The organism is Arthrobacter sp. R1-13 (assembly GCF_054161475.1).
In genome coordinates this window covers 2,406,749-2,432,581 of the sequence record NZ_CP096420.1, presented here as the reverse complement: position 1 = coordinate 2,432,581, position 25,833 = coordinate 2,406,749, and the positions used below count along the sequence as shown (strand labels likewise).

26 protein-coding genes are annotated in these 25,833 nt (G+C 63.2%); 17 read left to right on the top strand and 9 right to left on the bottom strand.

All coding sequences use genetic code 11. The features are described 5' to 3' along the window. Positions 1-14: 14 nt before the first annotated feature. The 3 genes from rpmI to M1D88_RS11125 all read left to right on the top strand — a co-directional run bounded on the left by rpmI (position 15) and on the right by M1D88_RS11125 (position 1,710). Complete coding sequence (rpmI, locus tag M1D88_RS11135) at positions 15-209, top strand: 50S ribosomal protein L35 (protein ID WP_009358635.1); 195 nt, start codon at positions 15-17, stop codon at positions 207-209. Between the two features lie 117 nt (positions 210-326). After that, positions 327-776: a 50S ribosomal protein L20 gene (gene rplT, locus M1D88_RS11130; protein ID WP_247048688.1), complete on the top strand. Its 450-nt coding sequence runs from the start codon at positions 327-329 to the stop codon at positions 774-776. Between the two features lie 37 nt (positions 777-813). Next, positions 814-1,710, top strand: a complete 897-nt coding sequence (locus tag M1D88_RS11125) for a TrmH family RNA methyltransferase (RefSeq protein WP_458110944.1) — start codon at positions 814-816, stop codon at positions 1,708-1,710. A gap of 128 nt (positions 1,711-1,838) precedes the next feature. Here the strand turns inward: M1D88_RS11125 and M1D88_RS11120 are convergent, their stop codons facing one another. Then, the gene (locus M1D88_RS11120; RefSeq protein WP_247048690.1) at positions 1,839-2,108 is read right to left on the bottom strand and encodes a GlsB/YeaQ/YmgE family stress response membrane protein; all 270 of its coding nucleotides are present in this window, start codon (positions 2,106-2,108) and stop codon (positions 1,839-1,841) included. 168 nt (positions 2,109-2,276) lie between these two features. Continuing rightward, the gene (locus M1D88_RS11115) at positions 2,277-3,488 is read right to left on the bottom strand and encodes an MFS transporter (RefSeq protein WP_458114499.1); all 1,212 of its coding nucleotides are present in this window, start codon (positions 3,486-3,488) and stop codon (positions 2,277-2,279) included. 151 nt (positions 3,489-3,639) lie between these two features. On the opposite strand from M1D88_RS11115, the gene M1D88_RS11110 reads away from it, so the two are divergent. Continuing rightward, positions 3,640-4,095 (top strand): (deoxy)nucleoside triphosphate pyrophosphohydrolase, encoded by a 456-nt coding sequence (locus M1D88_RS11110; RefSeq protein WP_458110943.1) that lies wholly within the window; start codon positions 3,640-3,642, stop codon positions 4,093-4,095. On the opposite strand, the gene M1D88_RS11105 is transcribed toward M1D88_RS11110, so the two are convergent. From M1D88_RS11105 to M1D88_RS11095, 3 genes are read right to left on the bottom strand one after another with little or no spacing between them, the layout of a single operon-like run. Then, positions 4,082-5,251: an Rv2578c family radical SAM protein gene (locus M1D88_RS11105; protein ID WP_458110942.1), complete on the bottom strand. Its 1,170-nt coding sequence runs from the start codon at positions 5,249-5,251 to the stop codon at positions 4,082-4,084. The two genes, M1D88_RS11110 and M1D88_RS11105, sit on opposite strands and share 14 nt — an antisense overlap. 51 nt (positions 5,252-5,302) lie before the next feature. Next, a complete protein-coding gene (locus M1D88_RS11100; protein WP_458110941.1) occupies positions 5,303-5,947 on the bottom strand; it encodes an SIMPL domain-containing protein in 645 nt (214 codons plus the stop codon). Between the two features lie 9 nt (positions 5,948-5,956). Beyond that, on the bottom strand, positions 5,957-6,475 hold the full coding sequence (locus M1D88_RS11095) for a hypothetical protein (RefSeq protein ID WP_458110940.1): 519 nt from the start codon (positions 6,473-6,475) through the stop codon (positions 5,957-5,959). A gap of 240 nt (positions 6,476-6,715) precedes the next feature. Here M1D88_RS11095 and pheS point away from each other — a divergent pair, with 240 nt between their 5' ends. After that, positions 6,716-7,777 (top strand): phenylalanine--tRNA ligase subunit alpha, encoded by a 1,062-nt coding sequence (pheS, locus tag M1D88_RS11090; RefSeq protein WP_458110939.1) that lies wholly within the window; start codon positions 6,716-6,718, stop codon positions 7,775-7,777. A gap of 2 nt (positions 7,778-7,779) precedes the next feature. Continuing rightward, the gene (gene pheT / locus M1D88_RS11085) at positions 7,780-10,323 is read left to right on the top strand and encodes a phenylalanine--tRNA ligase subunit beta (protein WP_458110938.1); all 2,544 of its coding nucleotides are present in this window, start codon (positions 7,780-7,782) and stop codon (positions 10,321-10,323) included. A gap of 96 nt (positions 10,324-10,419) precedes the next feature. Here pheT and M1D88_RS11080 read toward each other — a convergent pair whose 3' ends face one another. Then, positions 10,420-11,385 (bottom strand): quinone oxidoreductase family protein, encoded by a 966-nt coding sequence (locus M1D88_RS11080; protein ID WP_458110937.1) that lies wholly within the window; start codon positions 11,383-11,385, stop codon positions 10,420-10,422. A gap of 146 nt (positions 11,386-11,531) precedes the next feature. Beyond that, a complete protein-coding gene (locus M1D88_RS11075; protein ID WP_458110936.1) occupies positions 11,532-12,623 on the bottom strand; it encodes a fatty acid desaturase family protein in 1,092 nt (363 codons plus the stop codon). Between the two features lie 196 nt (positions 12,624-12,819). Here M1D88_RS11075 and argC point away from each other — a divergent pair, with 196 nt between their 5' ends. From argC to M1D88_RS11030, 9 genes are all read left to right on the top strand, one after another. Continuing rightward, positions 12,820-13,851: an N-acetyl-gamma-glutamyl-phosphate reductase gene (argC, locus tag M1D88_RS11070; protein WP_458110935.1), complete on the top strand. Its 1,032-nt coding sequence runs from the start codon at positions 12,820-12,822 to the stop codon at positions 13,849-13,851. Beyond that, a complete protein-coding gene (gene argJ, locus M1D88_RS11065) occupies positions 13,848-15,014 on the top strand; it encodes a bifunctional glutamate N-acetyltransferase/amino-acid acetyltransferase ArgJ (RefSeq protein ID WP_458110934.1) in 1,167 nt (388 codons plus the stop codon). The genes argC and argJ overlap by 4 nt, the downstream gene beginning before the upstream one ends. 15 nt (positions 15,015-15,029) lie before the next feature. After that, a complete protein-coding gene (argB, locus tag M1D88_RS11060) occupies positions 15,030-15,971 on the top strand; it encodes an acetylglutamate kinase (protein ID WP_309107216.1) in 942 nt (313 codons plus the stop codon). After that, positions 15,968-17,275, top strand: a complete 1,308-nt coding sequence (locus M1D88_RS11055; RefSeq protein WP_458110933.1) for an acetylornithine transaminase — start codon at positions 15,968-15,970, stop codon at positions 17,273-17,275. The genes argB and M1D88_RS11055 overlap by 4 nt, the downstream gene beginning before the upstream one ends. Beyond that, positions 17,272-18,261 (top strand): ornithine carbamoyltransferase, encoded by a 990-nt coding sequence (gene argF / locus M1D88_RS11050; protein ID WP_458110932.1) that lies wholly within the window; start codon positions 17,272-17,274, stop codon positions 18,259-18,261. Before M1D88_RS11055 ends, argF begins: the two co-directional genes overlap by 4 nt. Further along, entirely contained in the window at positions 18,261-18,791 is a 531-nt protein-coding gene (locus M1D88_RS11045; RefSeq protein ID WP_458110931.1) for an arginine repressor, read from the top strand. Before argF ends, M1D88_RS11045 begins: the two co-directional genes overlap by 1 nt. 102 nt (positions 18,792-18,893) lie before the next feature. After that, positions 18,894-20,099: an argininosuccinate synthase gene (locus tag M1D88_RS11040; RefSeq protein ID WP_306904756.1), complete on the top strand. Its 1,206-nt coding sequence runs from the start codon at positions 18,894-18,896 to the stop codon at positions 20,097-20,099. Continuing rightward, positions 20,096-21,571, top strand: coding sequence for an argininosuccinate lyase (gene argH / locus M1D88_RS11035; RefSeq protein WP_458110930.1), 1,476 nt, complete (start codon positions 20,096-20,098; stop codon positions 21,569-21,571). Before M1D88_RS11040 ends, argH begins: the two co-directional genes overlap by 4 nt. 91 nt (positions 21,572-21,662) lie before the next feature. Beyond that, positions 21,663-22,415: a maleylpyruvate isomerase family mycothiol-dependent enzyme gene (locus M1D88_RS11030; protein WP_458110929.1), complete on the top strand. Its 753-nt coding sequence runs from the start codon at positions 21,663-21,665 to the stop codon at positions 22,413-22,415. Positions 22,416-22,466: 51 nt separating this feature from the next. Here the strand turns inward: M1D88_RS11030 and M1D88_RS11025 are convergent, their stop codons facing one another. Together M1D88_RS11025 and M1D88_RS11020 are read right to left on the bottom strand one after the other, a co-directional pair. Further along, complete coding sequence (locus tag M1D88_RS11025; RefSeq protein ID WP_458110928.1) at positions 22,467-22,961, bottom strand: methylated-DNA--[protein]-cysteine S-methyltransferase; 495 nt, start codon at positions 22,959-22,961, stop codon at positions 22,467-22,469. After that, positions 22,958-24,466 (bottom strand): AlkA N-terminal domain-containing protein, encoded by a 1,509-nt coding sequence (locus tag M1D88_RS11020; protein WP_458110927.1) that lies wholly within the window; start codon positions 24,464-24,466, stop codon positions 22,958-22,960. The genes M1D88_RS11025 and M1D88_RS11020 overlap by 4 nt, the downstream gene beginning before the upstream one ends. A 94-nt stretch (positions 24,467-24,560) precedes the next feature. Between M1D88_RS11020 and M1D88_RS11015 the strand changes: the two genes are divergently transcribed. Together M1D88_RS11015 and M1D88_RS11010 are read left to right on the top strand one after the other, a co-directional pair. Then, complete coding sequence (locus tag M1D88_RS11015) at positions 24,561-25,241, top strand: DNA-3-methyladenine glycosylase (RefSeq protein WP_458110926.1); 681 nt, start codon at positions 24,561-24,563, stop codon at positions 25,239-25,241. Positions 25,242-25,250: 9 nt separating this feature from the next. Next, positions 25,251-25,808: an adenine phosphoribosyltransferase gene (locus M1D88_RS11010; protein WP_458110925.1), complete on the top strand. Its 558-nt coding sequence runs from the start codon at positions 25,251-25,253 to the stop codon at positions 25,806-25,808. The last annotated feature ends 25 nt before the right edge of the window (positions 25,809-25,833 follow it).

Here is a 25,833-nt window from a genome sequence, read left to right as displayed (position 1 = left end):
GGAGATCGGTTCCCATGCCGAAGATGAAGACCCACAGCGGTGCTAAAAAGCGCTTCAAGCTGACCGGCAGCGGCAAGCTGCGCCGCCAGCAGGCCAACCGCCGTCACTACCTCGAGCACAAGTCCTCGCGCCTGACCCGTCGCCTTGCCGGCGACAAGATCGTCTTCAAGGGCGACGCCAAGGTCATCCGCAAGATGCTCGGCATCTAATTTCCAAGTTCTCTGGCTGATGCCCCCTGGCAGCAGCCAACTACCAAAAAGCCTTCTCAGGCCGGCCGGGTTTCCGGCAGTAGACGCTTGGGATCAGAATTCTAAAGGAGTACGCACGTGGCACGTGTGAAGCGGGCGGTAAACGCCCACAAGAAGCGCCGGGTTATCCTCGAACGCGCCAAAGGTTACCGTGGACAGCGCTCACGCCTGTACCGCAAGGCAAAAGAGCAGCTGCTGCACTCGTTTGTGTACAGCTACGGCGACCGCAAGAAGAAGAAGGGCGATTTCCGTCGCCTCTGGATCCAGCGCATCAACGCTGCATCGCGCGCCAACGGCCTTACCTACAACCGTCTGATCCAGGGCCTCAAGGCCGCTGAGGTCGAGGTTGACCGCCGTATGCTGGCCGAACTCGCAGTGTCCGACGCCAACGCGTTCGCCGCTCTGGTGAAGATCGCCAAGGACTCCCTGCCTGCTGACACTTCAGCTCCTGCCGTCAAGGCAGAGACGGCACCTAAGGCCGCAAAGGCCAAGGCCGCCAAGAAGCCGGTTGCTGCAGCCGCTGAGTAATTCAGGAACTGCTGGCAACAGCAACTAAAGTTCTTGTATGAACGAAACCGGGCGCCCGCAAGTCTTTCCACTCTCCAATCCCCGAGCTGATCGGGTGAGGGATGTGGCAAAGCTTGCAGGGCGCCCGGCCCGTTTAAAACGGGAACAGTTCCTCGTTGAAGGGCCGCAGTCCGTCAGGGAAGCCCTTGTCCTCCATGCAAAACGAATTGCAGCCGGTGAGCCGGGGGTGGTGCAGGAGGTTTTCGCCAGCGAGGCATGCCTCGACCGTTATCCCGAGTTTGATGAGCTGGCCGAGGGTACCAACGCCAGGCTCGCCAGTGACGAAGTCCTTGCAGCCATGGCAGATACAGTCAATCCGCAGGGCATCATCGCCGTCTGCAGTTTTATTGATGTGAGCCTCGAATCGGTTCTCGAAGCCTCACCACGGTTGATCGCTGTTCTATGTCAGGTCAGAGATCCCGGAAATGCGGGAACAGTCCTTCGGGCGGCTGATGCAGCCGGCGCCGACGCCGTGGTGCTCACCCAGTCCAGCGTGGACGTCTACAACCCCAAGGCCGTTCGTTCGACTGCCGGTTCCCTCTTCCACCTGCCGGTCGTGCTCGGCGTCGACGTCCAGGACTTCGCCGCTCAATGCCGGGACCGCGGGATCGGAATCCTGGCGGCGGACGGCTACGGACAGCTGAACCTCGACAAACTGCAGGACGAAAACGCAGCCCGGCGTCTTGGCCTGCGGGAGGGCCCTTCTGGCTACCACTTGGAACGGCCCACAGCCTGGCTCTTCGGGAACGAAGCCCAAGGCCTGTCAGACGAAGAACTTGCCCTGGCTGATCATCGGGTGGCCGTGCCGGTGTACGGGGCAGCGGAGAGCCTGAATCTTGGCACTGCCGCTACTGTCTGCCTCTACGCAAGCGCCCGGTCGCAACAGCGGGGATAGTCGCTTAAACAGCGGCGGCCGCCTAACAGCGGGGATAGCCGCCTAAAGAGCGGCGGGGCCCACCTGGTGGTGAGCCCCGCCGCTAATCCGCCCTGACGCTGAGCCGTCAGAAGCTCTCAATTCGTTGGTTATGTAGTGGTTTTGTTGCGGCCGGTGATTGCGCCGTAGATGCCGGCTACGACGAGGCCGCCGACAATAGCGAGGATCCAGGAACCAAGGTTCCAGAATTCCATCCTGCCACCGCCGAACAGAAGGTCGCCGATCCAGCCGCCAACAATCGCGCCGACGACGCCGAGCACAAGACTGGTTACCCAGCCCCCGCCGACTCGCCCAGGCATTACTGCCTTGACGATTGCTCCAACAATGAGTCCGAGAATGATCCAGCCTAGAAAGCCCATTTCTCCTCCTACATATTCGTCGGGATTCCTTTACAGCTCCCGATTATGGCTTCAAGCTAACACACCGCCTGTACCTTGTCAGTATGCTTATTTTTGCCTTCTGGGGCTGTCTGAGCCTGCCTCCGGGTGCATCAGGGACTGCAGCGCTCTACCCGCCTTGAGGGGCAGCTAAGGGGCCAGCGGCTTTTTCCGTTCGAGGAGGCCACTTAGCAGGGCTACGCCCAAACCGAGGACGGCCAGGACCGCGCCCACCAAAGCCGGAGCCACGTAACCCCAGCCCCAGGCGATGACGAGGCCGCCAAGGAATGCCCCGAGGGCGTTGGCAACGTTAAGGGCAGCGTGGTTCAGGGATGATGCAAGCGAGGGTGCGTCCGGTGATGCATCGAGCAGCCGGGTTTGAAGCGCTGGGATGAGCAGGGAGCCCGCGGCGCCGACGACGAACACCATAATCAACGCGGACCACGGCCAGTGAGCGGCAATGGCATAGACGACCAACGCCACGGCAATCCCCGGTAGCACCCAATAGATGGTGCCCATCACTGATTTGTCTGCAATCCGGCCGCCGATGATGTTTCCTGCCACCATACCCACGCCGTAAAGGGCAACCACCACTGGCAGCAGCGAGGCCGGAATCCCTGCCACCCCCGTCATGGTGTGGGCAATGTAGGTGTAGGTGGCAAAGAAGCCGCCGAAGCCGACGATGCCGATCAGGATGGCAAGCCACACTTGGAGACGCTTCAACGCGCCGAGCTCCCTGCGGATGCTCGCATCGGCAAGAGCTTTTTCAAACGGGACGTACTTCCAGAGGCAGGCGAGGGTGGCGAAGCCGATCATGCCGACGAGGACAAACAGGAGGCGCCAGCCGAAGGTCTGACCCAGCCACGTTGCGAACGGAACGCCCACCACGTTGGATATGGCCAGGCCGGACATCACCATGGAGATTGCCCATCCCCGCTTTGTGGGAGCCACAAGGGAAGCAGCGATGACGGCTGCGACTCCGAAGAATGCGCCATGCGGGAGGCCGGCAGCGAATCGCGAGACAAGCATGGTGCCATAGTCCGGGGCAATATATGAGGTGAGATTTGCCAGGGTGAAGAACAGCATCAGTCCCATGGCCAGGTACTTCCGGGGAAGCTTTGCGCCCACCGCGGCCAGCAGGGGAGCTCCAATGACCACGCCCAGAGCATAAGCGGAGATCAGGTGACCTGCCTCAGGAGTGCTGATGTTGAGTCCAAGCTCCACTTCCTTCAGTAGGCCCATCATGGTGAATTCCGTCACTCCGATGCCAACACCACCCATGGCGAGCGAGAAGATTGCCCAAGCAAGCTGCCTGCTGTTGAGCCTGGGCTTGAGGGCGGGGAGGGTGGTGGCGACGGACATAAGCCTGCTTTTCACGAGACAACGATGGACGGCGCGGCAATGGCACCAATAAATCAGATTTTAGCTGCTTGGGTATAACCTCGACCCTGCGAGGCATATTCCCGGAAAGGGTGGGCAGCTGCTTCTCCATTGTCCCCCATAGACTGATGCGGTGACTGGACTGATCAAAGTGGTGGGCGGAGCCGTCCTGGATTCGCTTGAAGAACCGACGCGGCTGCTCAGTGCCCGCCGTACGTCGCCGCCGAAATACGCCGGTATGTGGGAGTTCCCCGGCGGCAAAGTGGAACCTGGCGAGTCAGCAGAGAACGCACTGCATCGTGAGTTGAGGGAAGAACTCGGCATAGGGGTTCGCCTGGGCGCAGAGCTTCACTCAGAGCTGGAGGACGGGTGGCCGCTGAACCCCAACGCCTCAATGCGGGTGTGGTTCGCCGAAATCACTGAGGGCGTCCCGGCCCCTCTGGAGGACCACGATGAATTGCGCTGGGTGGAACTTGGTTCCGAGGCCCAGGCGCTTGATCTTCCGTGGATTCCGGCCGATCTTCCAATCGTGCGCAGGCTGCTGGAAACAGTGGCCCAACAGGCCAGAAGTGGAGTCAGAACAACGTAGGCTGCGCGGGGGCGTGGCTTTGGCGCTGAGTGCGAACGGCTGTTTCCGCTTCCGCGCCGGGAATAAGGCCTGCCGGATACTGCGCTTCTTCGTCCCTGGCATCAAGTGTGCCGGCCGACTGAGCCCCGATGTCCTGAGTGGCCCCGGCCTCCATGTCCCTATGGCTGAACCCTGAAGCGTCAGTGAAACCGTGCAGCTTTTTGAAGTATTTGACCCGGCCCGCGAGCCACATCCGGTATTCCTTGGACGCATACGAACCTGAGGCATACAAGCGGCCGTATTTACCGGCAAGTTCCGGGTGGTGAGCTGCGATCCACTTCATAAACCATTCTCTTGTGCCCGGTTTCAGGTATAGCGCCCCGGCGGTAACCCCGGTTGCGCCGGCCTGCGCGAGCGAACTGAAGAGGTGGTCCAATGCCTCGTCGCTATCGGAAAGCCACGGCAGAATGGGCATTGCCATCACTCCGCAGGGCAGCCCCGCTTCCCGCAGACGCATAACCAGTTTCAAGCGTGCCCGGGGCCCAGGGGTTCCCGGCTCGATAGCCTCTGACAACTTTTCGTCCGTCATGGCCAGGGAGATGCCTATGCCCACTGGTACCTGGGTTGCGGCATGTTTGAGCAGCGGTATGTCCCTGGCGAGGAGCGTGCCCTTGGTAAGAATGGATAGGGGAGTGCCCGAGTCCGCCAACGCGCCGATAATGCCCGGCATGAGCTGATAACGCCCTTCGGCCCGCTGGTAAGGGTCCGTATTCGTGCCCAGCGCCACTTGGTGGTGCCCCCACGAGGGCTTGGCCAATTCCCTTCTGAGGACCTCGATTGCGTTGATCTTCACTACCACCTGACTGTCAAAGTCACGGCCGGCGTCGAAGTCCAGATAGGTGTGGGACTTGCGGGCAAAGCAGTAGACGCAGGCGTGACTGCAGCCACGGTAGGGGTTGATGGTCCATTCGAAGGGCATCCGGGATCCGGCAGGTACCTTATTGAGGACCGATTTGGCGGCCACCTCGTGAAAGGTAATTCCCGCGAATTCAGGCGTGGTGACAGACCGGACAAGCCCGGCGAGAGGCAACAAAGCGTCGGACGGCACGGCTGTGGGAGCTAAGTCCTTGTTGCCGTCTTCAGCAACCGGAGTGATTGCCTGTGCGTCCCATCTCATACGTCCATTCGAATCTATGTTCTAATGAAAGTCAAGGTGCGGAAGGGATCCTCAGTCAGGGGAGCGCAGCTCCCACACGACGTGGACCTGTGCATTGACGTTTGTTTCCCCGGCTTCCACCGTCAGGGAGTCTGCGGCCATTGCCCTTTCCATTTTCGCGACGGGAATCGGGATGGACGACGACGGCTGCTGAGTGAGTGAAACCACCCTGCCCAGCACAGTGCCCGAGAGCGCTGCGTATTGTTGCCCTGCTACGAGGGCGTCCTTCCAGGCGGCTTCCCGTGCCCGTGCCTGGACGCCTGCAGGATCGGTGAAGCCGCGTTCCAGGCCGTTGAGCCGCACATCGTTTCCCCCGGCCTCAACGGCTGCAGCGATAGCTTCAGCCGAACGCGCAAAGTCGCGAAGGCGTACTTGGAGAATGCTGCTAGCGATGTATCCCGTCACTGTCTGCCCATGGCCCTCTTGCCAGACCAGGTCAGCCCTGACGTTCAGGCCGGTGGTGCTGATGTCCGCTGCACTGACGCCGAATGTGCGGAGCGAAGCTGAAATCTGCCCGGATAATCTTCCTGCGTCGCCATAAGCAGCAGCAACATCCTGGCGATGGCAGTCAACGCCGATCGACAGGGTCAGCAGGTCCGGTGCAGCTTCAGCCGTGCCGGTGCCGGTGACCGAAATGGTCCTGGGAAGGCTCTTCATGGTTTTGCCTCACTTTTCTTCTTGGCCGGGCAGCTTGCTGGCAGGCACACTTCGACGGGGCTTGCCAATGAGGTTGATCCGGCGCCGGTTCTTGGTCAGGCTTCGGTTGCCGGTCCGGCGGTACCGATGTGACTCCACGTACCCGCCGGCCTCAAGGCCGGCCATCCGCTCAAAGATGTTGCCGCTCCCGACGCTGCCGGTGCGCACGAATGACCAGCCCGCAGCAAGGAAGTACAAGGGAAGAAACGGCAATCCGAGGCACCACGCGTACTGCGTGCAGTGCCGCTCCTCGTGTCCAAGCAGCACCGGGTTTCCCCGCACCTGCCCGGCACCACCCCGGAAGAGCACCACATTGCCGACGGCGAACGCCCCGGCAACGGGCAACCGGGGCCGGTAGCCGGTGGCGATGACCAGTCCACGTGGTCCCTTACGGATACCGCATCCCGCGAAGCGTGCCAGCACCAGACCCAGGACGGTAGATCCATTGAGCAGGTTGGCAACCTGCCGGAGCCGCTGTGCTGGCGTCATGTGGCCATGGTAGCGAACGCAGGAAATGGAACAATCAGGTTCAGGCCAACCGCTGCTCTCTACTAGACTGGGAAGGAGCGCGTCCCGGACTAAATCCGGTACGCTCCGCCCTTTGTTGTTTTGCCGGGACCTTCATCGGAGCCGTCGAACAACTTGTCAGTGCAGAGACTATTGCCGGACCGGACAGGCCCCGGTGCAATCAGGCACTGACGCCATCCGACTCGTAGCTAAGAACAGTAGATGACTGAAACTTTGCCGGACGCTGCCATCCCGAACCCTCTGGATGAAGCTGCCATCACTGCCGCCGTTGAAAATGCCATTGCCGCCATCGCCGCCGCGGCCACCCTCGAGGAGCTTAAGGCTGTTCGCCTGGCCCACACGGGGGAGAAGGCGCCTCTCAGCCTTGCCAACCGTGAAATCGGTTCACTGCCGAAGGACCAGAAGGCTGTGGCCGGGAAGCTTATGGGTTCCTCCCGTGGACGGGTCAACCAGGCGCTCGCAGCCCGTACAGCGGAGCTTGAGGCAGAGAACGACGCCCGGATCCTTGTTGAGGAAACAGTGGACGTCACGGCTGCACCGCGCCGTCGCCGTGCCGGTGCCCGTCATCCGTTATCCACCCTGCAGGACCGCGTCGCGGATATTTTCGTGGGGATGGGCTGGGAGATCGCTGAAGGCCCGGAAGTCGAATCCGAATGGTTCAACTTCGACGCCCTTAACTTCAAGCCGGACCACCCTGCCCGCGAAATGCAGGACACATTCTTCGTGGAGCCCCCCGAAGCCCACCTCCTGATGCGTACGCACACTTCACCCGTGCAGGTCCGCTCCATGCTGGAACGCGATCTTCCCATCTACGTGCTGTGCCCCGGCAAGGTGTTCCGCACTGATGAACTGGACGCCACCCACACCCCTGTTTTCCACCAGTTCGAAGGCCTCGCCATCGACAAGCACCTCAGCATGGCGGACCTTCGCGGTACCCTGGAACACTTTGCCCGGCAGATGTTCGGTGACGAAGCCCAGATCCGGCTCCGCCCCAACTACTTCCCGTTCACCGAGCCGTCCGCTGAGCTGGACATTTGGCACCCGGGTGCCAAAGGCGGTCCGCGCTGGATCGAGTGGGGCGGCTGCGGCATGGTCAACCCCAACGTCCTCAGGGCAGCAGGCATCGATCCGGACGTCTATTCAGGTTTTGCCTTCGGCATGGGCATCGAGCGGACCCTCATGTTCCGCAACGAGGTTGGCGACATGCGCGACATGATCGAAGGCGATGTACGTTTCAGCGAGCACTTCGGGATGGAGATCTAACAGTGCGTATCCCACTTTCCTGGCTGCGTGAATTCGCGCAGGTACCGGCCGGAGCCACGGCCGAGGACGTTATGGCCGAGCTGGTCAAGGTCGGTTTTGAAGAAGAAGCAGTCCACCGGCCTACAGACACCCTTCAGGGTCCCATCGTGGTGGGCCAGGTGCTCAGCCTCGTAAAGGAACCGCAGTCCAACGGCAAGACCATCAACTGGTGCCAGGTCCGCGTTGTCCCCGAGGGACGGGAACAGACCCTCACCGGTGACGGCATTGATCCGTCAGGAGTGCAGGGCATCATCTGCGGTGCCCACAACTTCGTTGAAGGGGACAAGGTGGTGGTCACGCTGCCCGGCGCTGTGCTGCCCGGCGACTTCCGCATCTCCGCGCGCAAGACCTATGGCCACCTCTCGGCCGGGATGATCGCCTCCGTGCGCGAGCTCGGAATCGGCGAGGATCATGACGGCATCCTCGTTCTGTCCCGTATTGGCCTTGACCCTGAAATCGGTACGGACGCCATGGAGCTGTTGGGGCTGTATGACGAAGCTGCCGAGATCAACGTCACCCCGGACCGCGGCTACGCATTCTCCATCCGCGGTGTTGCCCGCGAATACGCTCACGCCACGGGAACTGCTTTCACGGACCCGGCTGCCAAGGTGCATGCACCCTCGGAGCTCGCCGGTGGTTACGGCGTCAAGCTCAACGACGACGCCCCCATCTACGGCAAGCCAGGTTGCGACCGTTTCGTCGCCCGCACTGTGCGTGGTGTTGACGCTTCCCGGCCGACGCCGCCGTGGATGGCTGCGCGCCTGCGGCTGGCGGGTGTGCGTTCCGTTTCGCTGCCCGTGGACATCTCCAACTACGTCATGTTTGAACTCGGCCAGCCCCTGCACTTCTATGACCAGGACAAGCTGTCAGGCGAGATCGTGGTCCGGCGTGCCGTGGCGGGGGAGACGCTCACCACTCTCGACGGCAAGGAACGCGCGCTTGATCCTGAGGATCTGCTGATCACGGACGATTCAGGCCCCATCGGCGTCGCGGGCGTCATGGGAGGAGCATCCACCGAAGTCTCCGAGGCCACGTCCACTGTGCTGATAGAGGCCGCGCACTTTGAGGAAGTCTCGATCGCCCGCTCACGCCGTCGCCACAAGCTGCCGTCCGAAGCGTCGAAGCGTTTTGAGCGCGGGGTTGACTGGCAGGTGGCGAACATCGCCGCCCAGCGTGCGGTCGATCTGCTCGTGGAGCTTGCGGGGGGCACCGCTGACGAGGCGGGTACCGACGTCGGAACCGCGCCGGACGCCGTGTCCATCGCCCTGCCGGCGGCTTTCGCCGCCGAGCGGATCGGCATCGACTTCACGGAAGAGCAGATCGTCACCTCGCTGGAGGACCTCGGTGCCGCGGTTGAGAAGTACGACGGCGGCTGGCGGGTCACGGCGCCGAGCTGGCGCAATGATCTGGAAACCAAGGAAGACTTGTCAGAGGAGATTGCCCGTCTGGTCGGATACGACCAGATTCCTGCAACACTTCCGGTAGCCCCTCCAGGCCGCGGCCTGACCCGTGTGCAGCAGCAGCGCCGGAGGCTCATCCAGGCCTGCGCCGATGCCGGGCTCACTGAGGTGCTGGCCTACCCGTTTGTTTCGAAGGCGGCGAACGACACGTTCGGCGTGCCCGAGGAAGGGGCTCCCCGTCCCGCGGTCAAGCTCGCCAACCCCATCAGCGAGGAACAGGGGTTCCTGCGGACGTCCATCCTTCCCGGACTCATCGAGGTAGCCAAACGCAACCATTCACGGGGTTTCCGCGACCTCGCTGTTTTTGAAGCCGGGCTGGTGTTCCTGCCGGCCGGCGAGGTGGGGACAGCTTCCATACCGCCGCTTGGCGTCAAACCTGCCGATGAGGTGCTGGATGCGCTGTACGAAGGCGTTCCGGACCAGCCGCTGCACATCGCCGCGGTGTTGACCGGGCACGATTCACCGGCGGCAGCCAACCACACGCCCCGTCCCTGGGACTGGGCAGATGCGTTGGACATAGCCCGCCTCGCCGGTGACGTCCTCGGGGTGGAACTGGTTGTCAGCCAGGGGAGGCACCAGGCTTTCCATCCAGGCCGTGCAGCCCGCCTGTCACTGCGCTCCGGAGAAATTGTGGGTTACGCCGGTGAGCTTCATCCGAAGCTGCTTGCGGCGCAGGACATGCCTGAACGCTCGGTAGCCGTGGAAATCAACGCCGATGTCCTGTTCGAGGCAGCGGCTGATGTGATCGTGGCCCGGCATATTTCAACGTTCCCCGTAGCTACCCAGGACGTGGCCCTCGTGGTGCCGCAAGAGGTGGCTGCAGATGAGGTCCTGACTGCACTCCGTGAGGGTGCCGGGGAACTGCTGGAGGATGTAGCGCTATTCGATATCTACGCCGGCAAAGGCATTGAGGACGGCAAGAAGTCTTTGGCGTTCAGTCTCCGCTTCCGCGCCGCTGACCGCACCCTGACGGCGGAAGAAGCGTCGGCTGCCCGTGAGAGCGCTGTTGCCCTGGCCGCCAGCCGGTTTGGTGCCGTTCAGCGCTGATTCGTCTCAGCCATGACACCGAATGCAGAAGATCCCCCGCAATATTGCGGGGGATCTTCTGCGTTCAGCACAGCTACATGCCTATAAGGGTGGATGCTAGGGAACCAGCAGTACCTTCCCGGTGGTGCGCCGGCCTTCGAGGTCGCTGTGGGCCTGATGGGCATCCTTTAGCGGATAGGTGGCGCCAATCCGGACCTTGAGGTTTCCGTTGGCTGCGGCGGCAAAGATTTCCCCGGAGCGCCAACGGCGTTCTTGCGGATTGCCGAGGAAATGAGCCAGCGAGGGGCGGGTGAGCGTCAGCGAGCCGGCGGCATTCAGCCGTTGTGGGTCGAAGGGCGGAACAGGGCCGGAGGCTGCCCCGAAAAGCACCAGTGAACCCCGGGTGCGCAGGCACGAGAGTGAGCCATCAAAAGTGTTGCGGCCGACGCCGTCGTACACGGCGTCCACCCCTCTGCCGCCGGTCAGTTCGCGGACGTGGTGCGGAAAGCCGACGTACCGCAGGACTTCGTCGGCGCCTGCTTCCCGTGCCAGCTCTTCTTTAGCATCGGACGAGACTGTGGTGATGACGCGGGCGCCTCTCTCCTTGAGCAGTTGGATCAGCAGCAGGCCGACGCCACCTGCTCCGGCATGAGTCAAAATGGTGTGGCCCGGCTCCACCCTGAAAGAGGAATTGATCAGGTAGTGGGCCGTCATGCCCTGCAGCGGCAGGGCGGCTGCGGTGAGGTGATCAACGTTGTCCGGCACAGGCAGAGCCTTAGCGGCGTCGAGCACTGTATAGCCGGCGTAGCAGCGGGAGCCTTCTGCCGTGGCGACGCGGTCTCCCACGGCAAGGTCGCTCACTCCTTCGCCAAGTTCCTCCACCGTACCCGAGGCTTCGGAGCCTGGAGTGAACGGAAAGGGGACGTTGTAGGTGCCGCTGCGGTGGTAGGTGTCGATGAAGTTGACGCCGGCTGCGGCAACCTTGACCAGCACCTGGCCAGGTCCCGGCTGCGGGCGGTCAACGTCGGCGTATTCCAGGACCTCAGGTCCGCCCGGCTGCTGGGCGAGGATGGCATGCGTCATGGGAACTCCTTCTCGGGGCAGGGACTTCCTGTGCCCGGGTCGTGAATCCCATCCTAGGTATCCATGACGGTCACAGCGAACACGACCGTAGGTGAGGCAGGCGCGCAGGTGAGGCGCGGGTTAAGAAGGAGCCGGCGAAGCGGGAATCAGTACCGGCGGGTAACAGTAGCCATGGGGCACTCAAAGTGACGCCCCGCTGCCAGTCCCACGTCATTGAGGTAGCGCACGATAATTCCATACGACTGAAGCAGAGTGGTTTCGGTGAATGGGATATCGTGCTTGTCGCAGTACTGACGAACGATCGCGCTTGCGCGGTGCAATTGGGGTCGGGCCATGTCCGGGAAGAGGTGGTGCTCCACCTGGCGGTTGAGGCCGCCCATGAGGATGTCCATGAAGCGGCCACCGGAAATGTTGCGGGACGTCAGGACCTGGCGGCTGAGGAAGTCAACGCGGCTGTTCGTGGGCAGGACGGGCATGCCTTTGTGGTTCGGAGCAAATGATGCGCCCATGTAGAAACCGAAAACGACCAGTTGAACGGCGAGGAAGGCAAACGCCATTCCAATCGGGAGGAATGAAAAGGCGAGGATGGGCAGAATGCTCAGCCGGACGACGAGGATGGGCAGCTCAACCCAGCGGTGCGTCACCTTGGCGCGGCGGAAGACGAACTTGACCGAATCGATCTGAAGGCCCAGGCCTACGAGCAAGAGAAGCGGAAAGAAGAACCAGCCCTGCCTGCGGGTCAGCATGGAGGACAGCCGTCCCTGTCGGGAGGTCGACTCCTCGACATGGAAAGCGATGGGGCTGTCCATGATGTCAGGATCCTTGGAAATCACATTGGGGTGATTGTGGTGGGCACCGTGCTTCTGCTCCCACCAGGAGTAACTCATTCCGGCGACAGAGGTGGCGAGAAGCCGTGCCGACCAGTCATTGGCACGGCGTGAAGCGAAGATCTGCCGGTGGCCGGCCTCATGCGCCAGGAAGCTTAGCTGGGTGCAAATGACGCCCAAGGCTGCGGCAATCAGGAGCTGGAACCAACTGTCACCGATCAGGGCGAAACCGAACCACGTTGCGGTCATCAGGAGGACGAGGCTGGAGAAGACTGTGACGTAAAAACCGACACGGCGCTCAAGCAGGCCTGCGGCTTTGACGCTCTTCAAGAGTTCGGAATAGCTTTGAACAACCGGGTTTGCCTTCACGACACGTGATTTCGGGCGCTCCGAGGTGATGGTTGGGGTCATAGATGTCTGCCTTGCCATTGTTACGGGCAACGCTGCATCCGACACTCGGCCTGCACGGTCTGGATCACCCTCCACCCAGCATACGCTGTCCGGTCAGCATCAATCGTCGTTTTGCTGCTTCGGTCACCGAAGAGGGCGGGAAAAGGCCGTGCATAAATATCGAGACATATGCATAGTTTTGCTGTAGGGTCGTAGTATGACTATTTCTGTTGCCGTCTCAGGTGCCAGTGGCTACGCCGGTGGCGAAGTCCTGCGCTTGCTTGCCGCTCACCCGGACGTGACCATCGGGGCAATCACAGCGCACAGCAACGCCGGTTCCAGACTAGGCGAATTGCAGCCCCATCTCCATGGCCTTGCCAGCCGGATACTGGAAGACACCACTGTCGAGAACCTTGCGGGCCACGACGTCGTTTTCCTGGCGCTTCCGCACGGCGCTTCTGCCGAGATTGCAGCAAAACTGCCGGGAGGCACGGTGGTGATCGACGCCGGCGCGGACCACCGTCTGGAAGACTCGGCCGCGTGGGAGAAGTTCTATGCGTCCACCCATGCAGGCAGCTGGCCATACGGCTTGCCGGAACTTCCGGGTCAGCGCGAGGCCCTTAAAGGCGCAAAGCGCATTGCCGTCCCGGGTTGCTACCCGACGTCCGCTCTCCTGGCACTCGCTCCTGGCTTTTCGAATAACCTGCTGCAGCCTGACGACGTCGTCATTGTCTCGGCGTCCGGGACATCGGGCGCCGGAAAGGCGGCGAAAGTAAACCTCATCGGTTCCGAGGTCATGGGCTCCATGAGCCCGTACGGGGTGGGTGGCGGGCACCGGCATACGCCTGAGATTGAGCAGGGCCTGTCCAAAGCGGCGGGCGAAGCTGTGACCGTCTCCTTTACTCCCACCCTGGCTCCAATGAGCCGCGGCATCCTGACTACCGCCACGGCGAAAGTCCGTGCCGGTGTGACAGCTGAGGACCTCCGCAGGGCCTGGGCGGATGCGTACGACGACGAGCCTTTTGTCCATCTGCTCCCTCAGGGCCAATGGCCCTCCACCAAGTCCGTTGTGGGATCCAACCACGCGGCCATGCAGCTTGCGTTCGACGAGCACACCGGCCGCGTCATCATCACCTGCGCCCTGGACAACCTCACCAAGGGGACAGCGGGCGGAGCAGTACAGTCCATGAACATTGCCCTTGGCCTCCCAGAGACCGCCGGCCTCAACCTGCAGGGAGTCGCACCGTGACCATTACCGTACCCAAGGGGTTCCGCGCTGCTGGAGTCACAGCAGGCCTGAAGGCGTCCGGTAAGCCGGATCTCGCCCTGGTGGTCAACGACGGGCCGTCGAAGGCGGCAGCGGCAGTGTTTACGAGCAACCGTGTGGCCGCTGCGCCCGTTCACTGGTCCCGGGAAGTGATAAAGGACGGGCGGGTGGACGCCGTGATCCTCAACTCCGGTGGCGCAAACGCCTGCACGGGTCCCCAGGGATTCCAGAACACGCACACGACGGCGGAGAAGACAGCTGAGGCGCTGTCCCTGTCGGCCACCGACGTTATTGTCTGCTCTACCGGCCTGATTGGCGAGCACTTGCCGATGGACAAAGTCGTGCCCGGTATCGATGCCGCTGCGTCGGCCTTAAGCGACGAGGGCGGCTCGGACGCAGCAACCGCCATCATGACTACGGACTCCGTCTCCAAGCAGGCGGTGTTCATCGGCCAGGATGCCGAGGGCAATGAATTCGCCATCGGAGGCATCGCCAAGGGGGCCGGCATGCTGGCACCCGGGCTCGCCACCATGCTGGTGGTCCTCACCACTGATGCCGACGTCCCGGCGGAAATGCTCGACGTCGTCCTGCGGGACGCCACCAGGGTCACGTTTGACCGGGCAGACTCCGACGGCTGCATGTCCACCAACGACACGGTGGTGCTGCTGGCTTCCGGTGCGTCCGGCGCGGTACCCAGCGCCGAAGACTTTGGTGAAGGATTGACGAAGGTCTGCGCCGAACTGGCACGGAAACTCATCGGCGATGCTGAAGGCGCCAGCCACGATATCGCCATCAGGACCTTCAACGCTGAGAGCGAGCGGGACGCTGAAATCGTGAGCCGCGCCGTCGCCCGTTCCAATCTCTTCAAAGCAGCGATCTTCGGCAAGGACCCCAACTGGGGCCGCGTGCTCGCAGCCGTCGGGACCACCGATGCTGCGTTCGATCCGGACGAGCTGAACGTTTCCATGAACGGTGTCCAGATCTGCCAGAAGGGCAGCATCGGGGAGGACCGCGGGCTTGTGGACCTTGAGCCCCGCGAAGTCCTGGTGGAGATCGACCTCCAGGCAGGCGGCGCCGAAGCCACCATTTGGACCAATGACCTCACCCACGACTACGTTCACGAGAACAGCGCCTACTCCAGCTAGGGAGAAACAGCAGCAATGAACACCCAGACCCGTGAACCCACGGCGACCAGCGCGGCCCAGAGCAAGGCTGAGACACTCATCGAGGCGCTGCCCTGGATCCAGCGTTTTGCCGGCACCACCATGGTGATCAAATACGGCGGAAACGCCATGGTCAACGAGGACCTTCGCCGGGCTTTTGCCGAGGACATTGTGTTCCTACACCATGTGGGCATCCACCCTGTAGTGGTGCACGGAGGCGGCCCGCAGATCAACGCGATGCTTAGCCGGCTCGGCATCGAGTCGGAATTCAAGGGCGGCCTGCGCGTCACCACCCCCGAAGCCATGGACGTGGTCCGTATGGTGCTGACGGGCCAGGTCGGCCGCGAACTTGTGGGCCTCATCAACTCCCATGGGCCTTATGCCGTTGGCATGTCCGGGGAAGACGGCGGACTGTTGCGTGCGGTGCGCACCGGAACGGTGGTGGACGGGGAAGAAGTGGACCTGGGCCTCGTGGGCGAAGTCGTGGGCGTGAATCCGGAAGGCATCCTGGACATCCTGGCAGCAGGCCGCATTCCCGTGATCTCCACTGTTGCTCCTGAAATCGCCGACGACGGTACCGGGTTCCAGACCACCGGCCAGGTCCTCAACGTCAACGCTGACACAGCCGCCGCCGCCTTGGCTGAGGCGCTGGACGCATCGAAGCTGGTGATCCTCACCGACGTTGAAGGCCTCTACGCCAACTGGCCCGACCGGAGCTCACTGATTTCTTCACTGACCGCGTCCGAACTCCGCAAGCTCCTGCCGTCACTGGAGTCGGGCATGATTCCCAAGATGGGGGCGTGCCTGAAGGCGGTCGACGGCGGCGTGGGACAGGCGCATATCGTGGACGGCCGGCTTCCCCATTCCATGCTTCTGGAAACCTTCACCACCGCCGGCATTGGCACCCAGGTTGTTTCGGACGAGGACATAAACGCATGAACATAGTTGAGAACGCCACGGAACACACTGCGGCAGGACAGGCGGCACAGGGACAAACAGGGGTGGAATCCTCTCCGATCCGGGAGCTCGTAGCAGCCCATAGCAGCGGCGCGGAATGGCTGGCACGCTATTCGTCGTCCCTCATCGGCGTCTTCGGAACTCCCCAGCGCGTCCTGGTCCGTGGAGCCGGTTGCCTTGTGTGGGATGCGGACGGGAAGGAGTACCTTGACCTGCTGGGCGGCATCGCAGTCAATGCCCTGGGTCATGCACACCCCTTCGTCACCTCGGTGATCTCAAGCCAGCTCGCCACCCTTGGCCACGTCTCCAACTTCTTCACCAGTCCCACGCAGATCGCGCTGGCTGAGAAACTGCTGGCAGTCACCAACGCCCCCGCGGGTTCGAAGGTGTTCTTCGCCAACTCCGGCACTGAAGCGAACGAGGCAGCCTTCAAGCTGACCCGCCGCAACACCGGCACCGAAGGAAAGCCACGGACCAAGATCATCGCGCTTGAGGGTGCATTCCACGGGCGGACCATGGGCGCCCTGGCTCTCACGGCGAAGGAAGCGTACCGTACGCCATTTGAGCCGTTGCCGGCCGGAGTCGTCCACGTCCCGTTCGGTGACGTGGATGCGCTTCTGGACGCCATTGACGAGTCGGTCGCCGCTGTCTTCCTGGAGCCAATCCAAGGCGAAGCCGGTGTCAGGCCACTCCCGGCCGGCTACTTGCAGGCTGCCCGGGAAGCCACCAGCAAGGCCGGCGCCCTGCTCATCCTCGACGAAGTCCAGACCGGTATCGGCAGGACCGGAAAATGGCTGGCCAGCGAGGACGCGGGCATTGTTCCTGACGCCATAACCCTGGCAAAGGGGTTGGGTGGCGGGTTCCCGGTTGGTGCACTGATCACCTTCGGCGAGCTGGCGTCGTCGCTCCTTACGGCCGGCCAGCACGGAACCACCTTCGGGGGAAACCCCGTGGCGACGGCGGCTGCCCTGGCGACGTTGCACACACTCGAGCACCAGCACGTCCTCGAAAACGCTCGGGTGGTAGGTGAGCATCTGCGGCTGGCCCTCGCCGGCGTGGAAGGCGTTACTGAAGTGCGGGGCGAAGGGCTCCTGATCGGCTTCGACCTCGACGCCGACATTGCTCCTGCGCTGGTCACAGCCGGCCTCGAGAACGGGTTCATTGTCAACAGCCCGGGCCCGCGTACCATCCGCCTGGCTCCGCCGCTCATTCTCACCGTCGAACAGGCCGACCGCTTTATCAAGGCCCTGCCCGTGCTCCTAACCATCGCAAAGGACGCCCAGTGACCACCACGCGCCATTTCCTTAAGGACACCGACCTCACCGCGGCCGAGCAGGCTGAAGTGCTTGATCTGGCCATCCGGCTGAAGGCCGCGCCCTACAGTGCCCAGCCGTTCGCCGGTGAAGGAAGCGGCCGCAAGACCGTTGCCGTGATCTTCGACAAGACGTCCACCCGGACACGCGTCTCCTTCGCGGCGGGTGTGGCGGATATGGGCGGCAACGCGCTGATCATCAACCCAGGGGAAGCACAGATCGGCCACAAGGAATCGGTGGAAGACACCGCCAAGGTCCTCGAACGCATGGTCTCCACCATTGTGTGGCGAACAGGAGCGCACTCCGGCCTGGTTGCGATGGCGGAAAATTCCAGCGTTCCGGTCATCAATGCTCTGTGCGATGACTACCACCCCTGCCAGCTCCTGGCCGACCTCCTGGCGGTGAAGGAACACAAAGGCGAGCTCAAGGGTCTCACCATGAGCTACCTCGGTGACGCCGCCAACAACATGGCCAACTCCTACCTCCTGGCCGGAGTGACAGCCGGAATGCACGTCCGCATCGCCGGCCCGGAAGGGTACCTGCCATCAGCGGACATCGTGGCAGCCGCCGAGAAGCGCGCTGGAGAGACCGGCGGGTCGGTCCTGATCACCACCGATGCAGCCGAAGCGTTGGCCGGGTCCGATGTCGTCGCCACGGACACCTGGGTGTCCATGGGACAGGAAGCCGAAAAGGAAGCCCGGCTGCAGCTGTTCCGGGAGTACTCCGTTGATGAGGCAGCAATGCAGCACGCGGCACCTGACGCCGTCGTCCTTCACTGCCTGCCGGCCTACAGAGGTTACGAAATCTCTGCAGGAGTCATCGACGGTCCCCAGTCGATCGTCTGGGACGAGGCGGAAAACCGGCTGCACGCCCAGAAGGCGCTGATGGCGTGGCTGATGCACCAGTCCGGACTGGCCGTGGTGGAAGGCCTTCCGCCGGTGACCAGGGACGGCAATTAGTGTCCCTTCCCTCTGTTTCACCTGGCGCCAGCCCCGCCACTAAGACGGCCCGGCAGGCCCGCATCATCGCCATCCTGACGGGGGAGTCGGTCCGTTCCCAGGCAGAGCTGGCAGCACTGCTGGCGGACGACGGCGTCCAGGTCACCCAGGCGACGTTGTCCCGTGACCTCGTTGAACTTGGAGCCGTCAGGGTCCGCGGCAAGGAAGGCGTTCTGGTGTACGCGGTGCCCGGCGAGGGCGGGGAGCGGGCAGCCAAGAGCGGCGTCACCCAGGAAATTTTGGACAGCCGTCTCGCACGGTTGTGCGGGGAACTCCTGGTCACGGCCGAAGCGTCGGCCAATATCGTGGTGCTCAGGACGCCACCGGGGGCAGCCAACTTCCTGGCATTGGCCATCGACCATTCGGTGATGCCTTCCATCCTCGGAACCATCGCCGGCGACGACACCGTCATGCTGGTGACGCGTGATCCTGAAGGCGGAGCCGAACTTGCTGCCCGGTTCCTTAGATTGGCTGATGAAGCAGGCCAATGAGGTTTAGCGGGCGGACCCCTAAGCTGTAAGCAGACCAGCCGTGCGACCACTTGACGGCTAACCAACAAACAACAACAACAAACACAACTGAGGAGCATTTCCGTGACTGAGCGTATTGTGCTGGCCTACTCCGGTGGCCTTGATACTTCCGTAGCCATCGGCTGGATCGGCGAAGCCACCGGTGCCGAGGTCATCGCCGTGGCAGTCGACGTCGGACAGGGCGGCGAGTCCCTGGAGACCATCCGCCAGCGCGCACTGGGCTGTGGGGCTGTCGAAGCCTACGTTGCCGACGCGAGCGACGAGTTCGCCAACGAGTACTGCGTCCCCACGCTGAAGGCGAACGCCCTCTACCAGGGCCACTATCCGTTGGTTTCTGCCATCTCGCGTCCGGTCATCGTCAAGCACCTCGTCAAGGCCGCCCGCGAATTCGGCGCCACCACCGTTGCCCACGGCTGCACCGGCAAGGGCAACGACCAGGTCCGCTTTGAAGTTGGCATCCAGACTCTCGGCCCGGACCTGAAGTGCATCGCCCCTGTCCGCGACCTCGCCCTGACCCGCGACAAGGCCATTGCCTTCGCCGAGGAAAAGGGTCTGCCGATCGAGACCACCAAGAAGAACCCGTACTCGATCGACCAGAACGTCTGGGGACGCGCCGTCGAAACCGGCTACCTCGAAGACATCTGGAATGCCCCCACCAAGGACATTTACGACTACACCGCCACCCCGGAGTTCCCGCCGGCCCCGGATGAGGTCACCATTTCGTTCGAGGCCGGAGTGCCGGTGGCGATCGACGGCGTCAAGGTCACCCCGCTGCAGGCCATCAAGGAACTGAACCGCCGCGCAGGCGCGCAGGGGGTGGGCCGCATCGACGTCGTGGAGGACCGCCTGGTGGGCATCAAGTCCCGCGAAATCTACGAGGCACCGGGCGCGATGGCCCTGATCACGGCCCACAAGCACCTCGAAGACATCACCATCGAACGCGAGCAGGCCCGCTTCAAGGCCACTGTTGGCCAGCGCTGGGCCGAACTGGTCTACGACGGCCAGTGGTTCTCCCCGCTCAAGCGCTCCCTGGACGCTTTCATCGAGGACACCCAGAAGTACGTCTCCGGCGATATCCGTATGGTCCTCCACGGCGGCCAGGCCATCGTCAACGGCCGCCGCTCCGAGACCTCGCTGTATGACTTCGACCTCGCCACGTACGACACCGGCGACACCTTCGACCAGTCCATGGCACGGGGCTTCATCGAGCTCTGGGGCATGTCTGCAAAGGTTGCCTCCGGCCGCGACATCCGCGTCGCAGGACAGTGAGTCAGCAGCAGGGCCCACGAACGCAGGGGTCCCCGTCCGAGCGCAGCGAGGTTGGGGAGCGTTCGGGGACCAATGAAGGCGCACTGTGGGGCGGCCGTTTTGCCGGCGGCCCCGCGGATGCCCTGGCAGCCCTGAGCAAATCCACTCACTTTGACTGGCGGCTGGCACGCTATGACATTGCCGGCTCGGTGGCGCACGCCCGCGTGCTCCACAAGGCCGGGCTGTTGGACGAGGCCGAGCTCAAGGGCATGCTGGCTGCGCTGGCACAGCTGGACGAGGACGTGGCTTCAGGGGCCTACCTGCCAGCTGAATCAGACGAGGACGTTCACGGCTCCCTGGAACGCGGGCTGATTGAGCGTGCCGGAACGCAGCTGGGCGGAAAGCTCAGGGCCGGACGTTCACGCAACGACCAAGTGGCAACGTTGGGACGGATGTTCCTGCGGGACCACGCCCGCATCATCGCGCGGGGAGTGCTGGCCACCATCGACGCCCTCGTCGACCAGGCCAAGGCGCACCAGGGCGTGGCCATGCCCGGCAGGACCCACCTTCAGCACGCCCAGCCGGTCCTGCTCAGCCATCATCTCCTGGCCCATGCCTGGGCCCTGCTTCGTGATGTGCAGCGTCTCCAGGACTGGGACAAGCGGGCAGGTGTTTCGCCGTATGGTTCCGGTGCCTTGGCGGGTTCTTCATTGGGACTGGATCCGGAAGCCGTTGCTGCGGACCTTGGCTTCTTCTCCGCAACCCATAACTCAATCGACGGCACCGCTTCCCGCGATGTCTTCGCCGAGTTTGCCTGGGTGACGGCCATGATCGGAGTGGACCTTTCTCGGGTTTCGGAGGAAGTGATTTTGTGGGCTACCAAGGAGTTCTCCTTCGTCACCCTGCATGATTCCTATTCCACCGGATCGTCGATCATGCCGCAGAAAAAGAACCCCGACGTTGCCGAGCTGGCTCGTGGCAAGGCGGGACGCCTGATCGGCAACCTGACCGGGCTGCTGGCCACGCTCAAGGGCTTGCCTCTCGCGTACAACCGCGATCTGCAGGAGGACAAGGAGCCGGTCTTTGACGCCGCCGACACCCTCGAGCTGCTGCTTCCGGCGGTCTCGGGAATGATCGCCACCCTGAAATTCAACAAGGAGCGGATGGAATCACTGGCTCCTCAGGGATTTGCGCTCGCGACCGACATTGCCGAATGGCTCGTGCGTCAGGGCGTGCCGTTCCGGGAAGCGCATGAGCTTTCCGGCGCCGCCGTCAAGCAGGCCGAGAGCCGCGGCGTCGAACTCTGGGACCTGACGGACGAGGAGTACGGAGCCATCTCGGAGCACCTCACTCCCGAGGTACGGACCGTCCTCAGCACGGAAGGTTCGCTCAACAGCCGGAACTCCCAGGGCGGGACGGCGCCGGCCGCCGTCGAACGCCAGTTGAAAGCCCTCGAAGTGGAAGTCTCCATGGTCAGGGCGTACGCCGGCTGACCAGGCCACCAGTCCGCGCGAGATGGCACTTTGCAGCAGTATTCTTCGGGATAACTGCCGTGAAGTGCCATCTCGCGTTTAGGATGGCGCAATGACCACGATCAGAACTGACGATCTCCTCGTAGAGCTCCATAAAGCGGCCGATGTCGTGGACGGCCTTGCCGCCAAACTGAGCGAGGAGGACGTTCCTGCGCCCTCCGAACTGCCGGGATGGAGCCGGGGACACGTGCTGGCGCACATCAGCGGCATAGCCAACGCCATGGCCCGCCAGCTGGAATACGCAGCCCGTGGCGAGACCGTGGAATTGTATGACGGCGGCTTTGAGGGCCGGAACCAAGCCATCGATATGGCGGCCAGTCGTTCCTTTACGGAGCACCGGACAGCCCTCGACGCTGCCTTGGGGCGGGTCCTGCGCGCTTTCGATGGTTTAGCCAGGCTCGAGGGTTTAGGGGAGGCCGGTTGGCAGGCTCCCATCTCGTACCGCGGCGGCGTGGTGTACGACGGCGGCCTGGCCCTCTGGCGTGAACTCACCATCCACGCCGCTGACCTCGGTATGGGCCGCGGTCCGGAGACCTGGAGCAGGAACTTTTGCGGGCACCTGTTCGATTTCCTCGCTGCGCGGGTTCCCGAGCGGTTTGTGTTCCAGCCGCTCGGTCTGCCTCCCATCACTCTTGGTTCCGGAGGGAAAACAACGGTGGTCAGCGGCATGCTGACTGACATTGCCGCCTGGCTTGCCGGTAGGACTCCTTCGCTGGGCAGCCTCAGGGCTTCGGCCGCCGCTGACGGTGTGGACCTCCCGGAGCTTCTGCCATGGCCTGCAGGCGTTCCGGCCGCCCGGCCCTAGACCTGCAGTAAGGACCAGGGCCCGGAGCCAAAGCGGAGCCCGCAGCAAGCCTCACCTGGCCTCGCGCGCCAGCAGACTTTCCTTGACAGCAAGGCCCCACCGGAAGCCGCCCAACGTTCCGTCGGTCCTGATCACCCGGTGGCAGGGTACAAAAAGGGCTGCAGCGTTGAACGCACATGCGCTTGCCGCCGCACGGACAGCCAGCGGATTCCCGGCGAGCATGGCGTACTGGGCGTAGGTAACCGGCGTACCCGGGCTTACGGTGCGAAGCATGTCCCAGGCGTGGTTGCGGAAAGGACCGGATTTCTGCAGCACCGGAACGTGCATGGCCGGATCAGGATCTCCTGCATAGTAAGATTCCACGGCCTCAGAAACGGAACCCATCTCCTGGACGGCCACAAATTCGGAGGGACGCAGTAAGGGGTGTACCTGGCCGGTCAGTTCGTCGGGCTCAGCAGTCCAGCCGGACGCGAGGACTTCGCCATCCCGGGCAATGATGGTGAAGGGACCGTCGGGGGTGGACAGGGTCAGAAGCTCGGCTTTCATGATTTCACTTTCGTTGCGGTGGCGCCTGTGCGTGTTGGTGGAGATGCGGACGAAGCGGCCCGCCACAGATGCATCGTGGCGTAGGACCGCCAGGGGCTCACTTCCCGGAAATCCGGGGTCCCGGTGTACTGGTTGGTCACAGGCCGGCTGGCCGAAAGGGAACGGATTCCGTTGCGGACGGCCGCATCGTTGGCCAGGAAAACATCCGGCGCCCCGATAACGCGCATGGCCACGTATCCCACGGTCCAGGGACCGATTCCGGCCAAGGGCAAGAGCTTGTCCGCAAGGCTGGCGAAGTTGTCTCCGTAGCCAAATGCCAGGTCGCCTGCTGCCATGGCGGCTGCCACCGACACCAGCGAGTCGGTCCGCCGCTGAGGGCCCTTGAGTAACAGGGGCGCTGATTCTGACAGTTGGGCCGGCGTTGGAAACAGGCGATCAAGGCCGTCGCCGGGCACGGAGGTCTCGCTGCCGCTTACGGCTAGTTGAGTAAGGGCGGTCCTGGCCGACGCCACGGTGATTTGCTGGCCCACCATGGCCCGAACCAGCAATTCCCGGGGGTCCACGGCGCCGGGCAGACGCATACCGGGGGCTTCGGCAACGGATTGTGCGAGGCGGGGTTCTGCCGCCAGTGCTGAGTCCACTGCCCCGGGGTCGGCGTCGAGGTCCAGGAGCCGGCGCACCCTGCTCAACAGGACAGGAAGGTCACGGAGATCCACGGCACCAATGGTGAGAATCAACGGATGGCCGGGGGCGCCGTCGTCGTACTCCACCTTGAACCGGGCATCACCGTGCTGCAAGCGGAGCGTTCGGGCGTAGGAAGTCTGCGTGCCGGCCTCTATGCCTGGGATCGCACGGACGGCCAGGAAAGTGAAGATGTCGGGATTGAACGGTTCCCGATAGGGGAGTTGGAGCGTCAGCGCCGTAGTGGTGGCCACCGGAGCCTTCTGCTGCCTGGCTGTGCCGCGGAGAGCTGTCGGGGTCATATCGAAGACCTCCACAACGGTGTCGTTGAACTGGCGCACGCTGTTGAAGCCCGCGGCAAATGCAATATCGGCGAACTTCATCGACGTCGACACCAGCAGTGTCCTTGCTGTCTGTGCCCTGCCCGCTCGCGCCAGCGACAGGGGCCCAGCACCGAGTTCTGAGGTGAGGATCCTGTTGAGCTGGCGGGACGAGTAGCCCAGCCGCGAGGCCAGCCCTTCCACTCCATCGCGATTGATGACGCCGTCATTGATGAGGCGCATCGCCCGTCCCGCTACGTCCGAGCGCATGTTCCAGGCGGGGGTTCCAGGTACGGCCTCCGGAAGGCAGCGTTTGCAGGCCCGGTAACCGGCTTCGTGCGCAGCGGCCGATGTTTCATAGAACGTCACGTTCTCAGCCTTGGGAGTCCTCGCGGGACAGGACGGCCGGCAGTAAATCCCCGTCGTCCGGACGGCGGTGAAGAACTGCCCGTCGAAACGGGGATCGCGGGCGTCTATTGCCCTGTACCGCTGCCAGAAGTCCATGTCTTCATCCTGTCAGCTCCGGGACAGCCGGGCTAGCGGAATTCGGACATGGCCGTGGGATGCCAACCGTCCCATCTTTGTTAAGGTTTTGACCATGAATGCGAGCCAGCCCACCGGTGCTCCACAGCCGACTCCGGTGCGCGAGGTGCTTTCCGCCGATCCTCGGCATGTTGCACCTTTGCTGTTGGGAGCGGTCCTCACCCACATCAGTCCGGCGGGGACGGTCTCTGTCCGGATTACAGAGGTCGAGGCCTATCTTGGCCCTCACGATTCCTTGCATCCTGATCCCGGATCGCATACTTTCCGGGGCCTGACACCCCGGAACGCGCCAATGTTCGGCCCGGCCGGGCATCTTTACGTCTACTTCACCTACGGCATGCACTACTGCGCCAACATTGTCTGCGGGCCTGACGGTGTGGCATCCGCGCTGCTGCTGCGCGCAGGGGAGGTGGTTGCCGGTCAGGACGTTGCCCTCGCCCGGCGGCCCGCCTCCAAAACGCCCGTTGATTTGGCCAGCGGCCCAGCCCGCCTCGCCACTGCACTCGGACTGACGACGGCGGACAGCGGCAGGGACGTCCTCAAGGCGCCCTTCGCGCTGGAACTGCCTGCCACCCCTGCCTCCGCCATCAGTGCCGGACCCCGCGTAGGTGTCGCCGGCGCCGGCGGAACCCATGAATATCCCTGGCGGTTCTGGCTGACCGGTGACCCCACAGTCTCCCGCTACAAGGCCGCCAAGAGCAAGGCGATCACCGGGAAGTCGGCCAGCACCCAGTAGGGTGGATGCGTGAATCCAAGCGAGCCAGTTACCACCCGGCGCCCCGTCCCTGTGGACGAGCTCATCACGAGCCTCTGCATCACTGTGCCGGACTACCCGAAACCCGGCATCTCCTTCAAGGACCTCACTCCCGTTTTTGCCAATCCCACAGCGTTCAGGTCCGTCGTCGAATCTTTGGTGGAACCCTTCAGGGGACAGTTCGACGCCGTCGCGGGAGTGGAAGCCCGCGGTTTCCTGCTGGCTGCCGCAGCCGCCTACGCAACGAATACAGGAGTGGTGACCGTCAGGAAGGCCGGGAAGCTTCCCCGGACTGTCTTTGCCGAGGACTATGCCCTGGAATACGGCACGGCAACATTGGAGCTGCACACCTCGGATTTGCCGGCCGGAAGCCGGGTGCTGATTCTCGACGACGTCCTCGCAACCGGAGGCACACTCGGTGCGGCCACCCGGCTCTTTGAACGATGTGGCATCCATGTGGCCGGGATCGGAGTGGTGATGGAGCTGGGCGAGCTCCGTGGACGGTCAGCCCTGACCGGTCACCGGGTCCGTTCGCTACTGCGCCTGTAGCAAGCGCGTCATCTCACACGCGGGC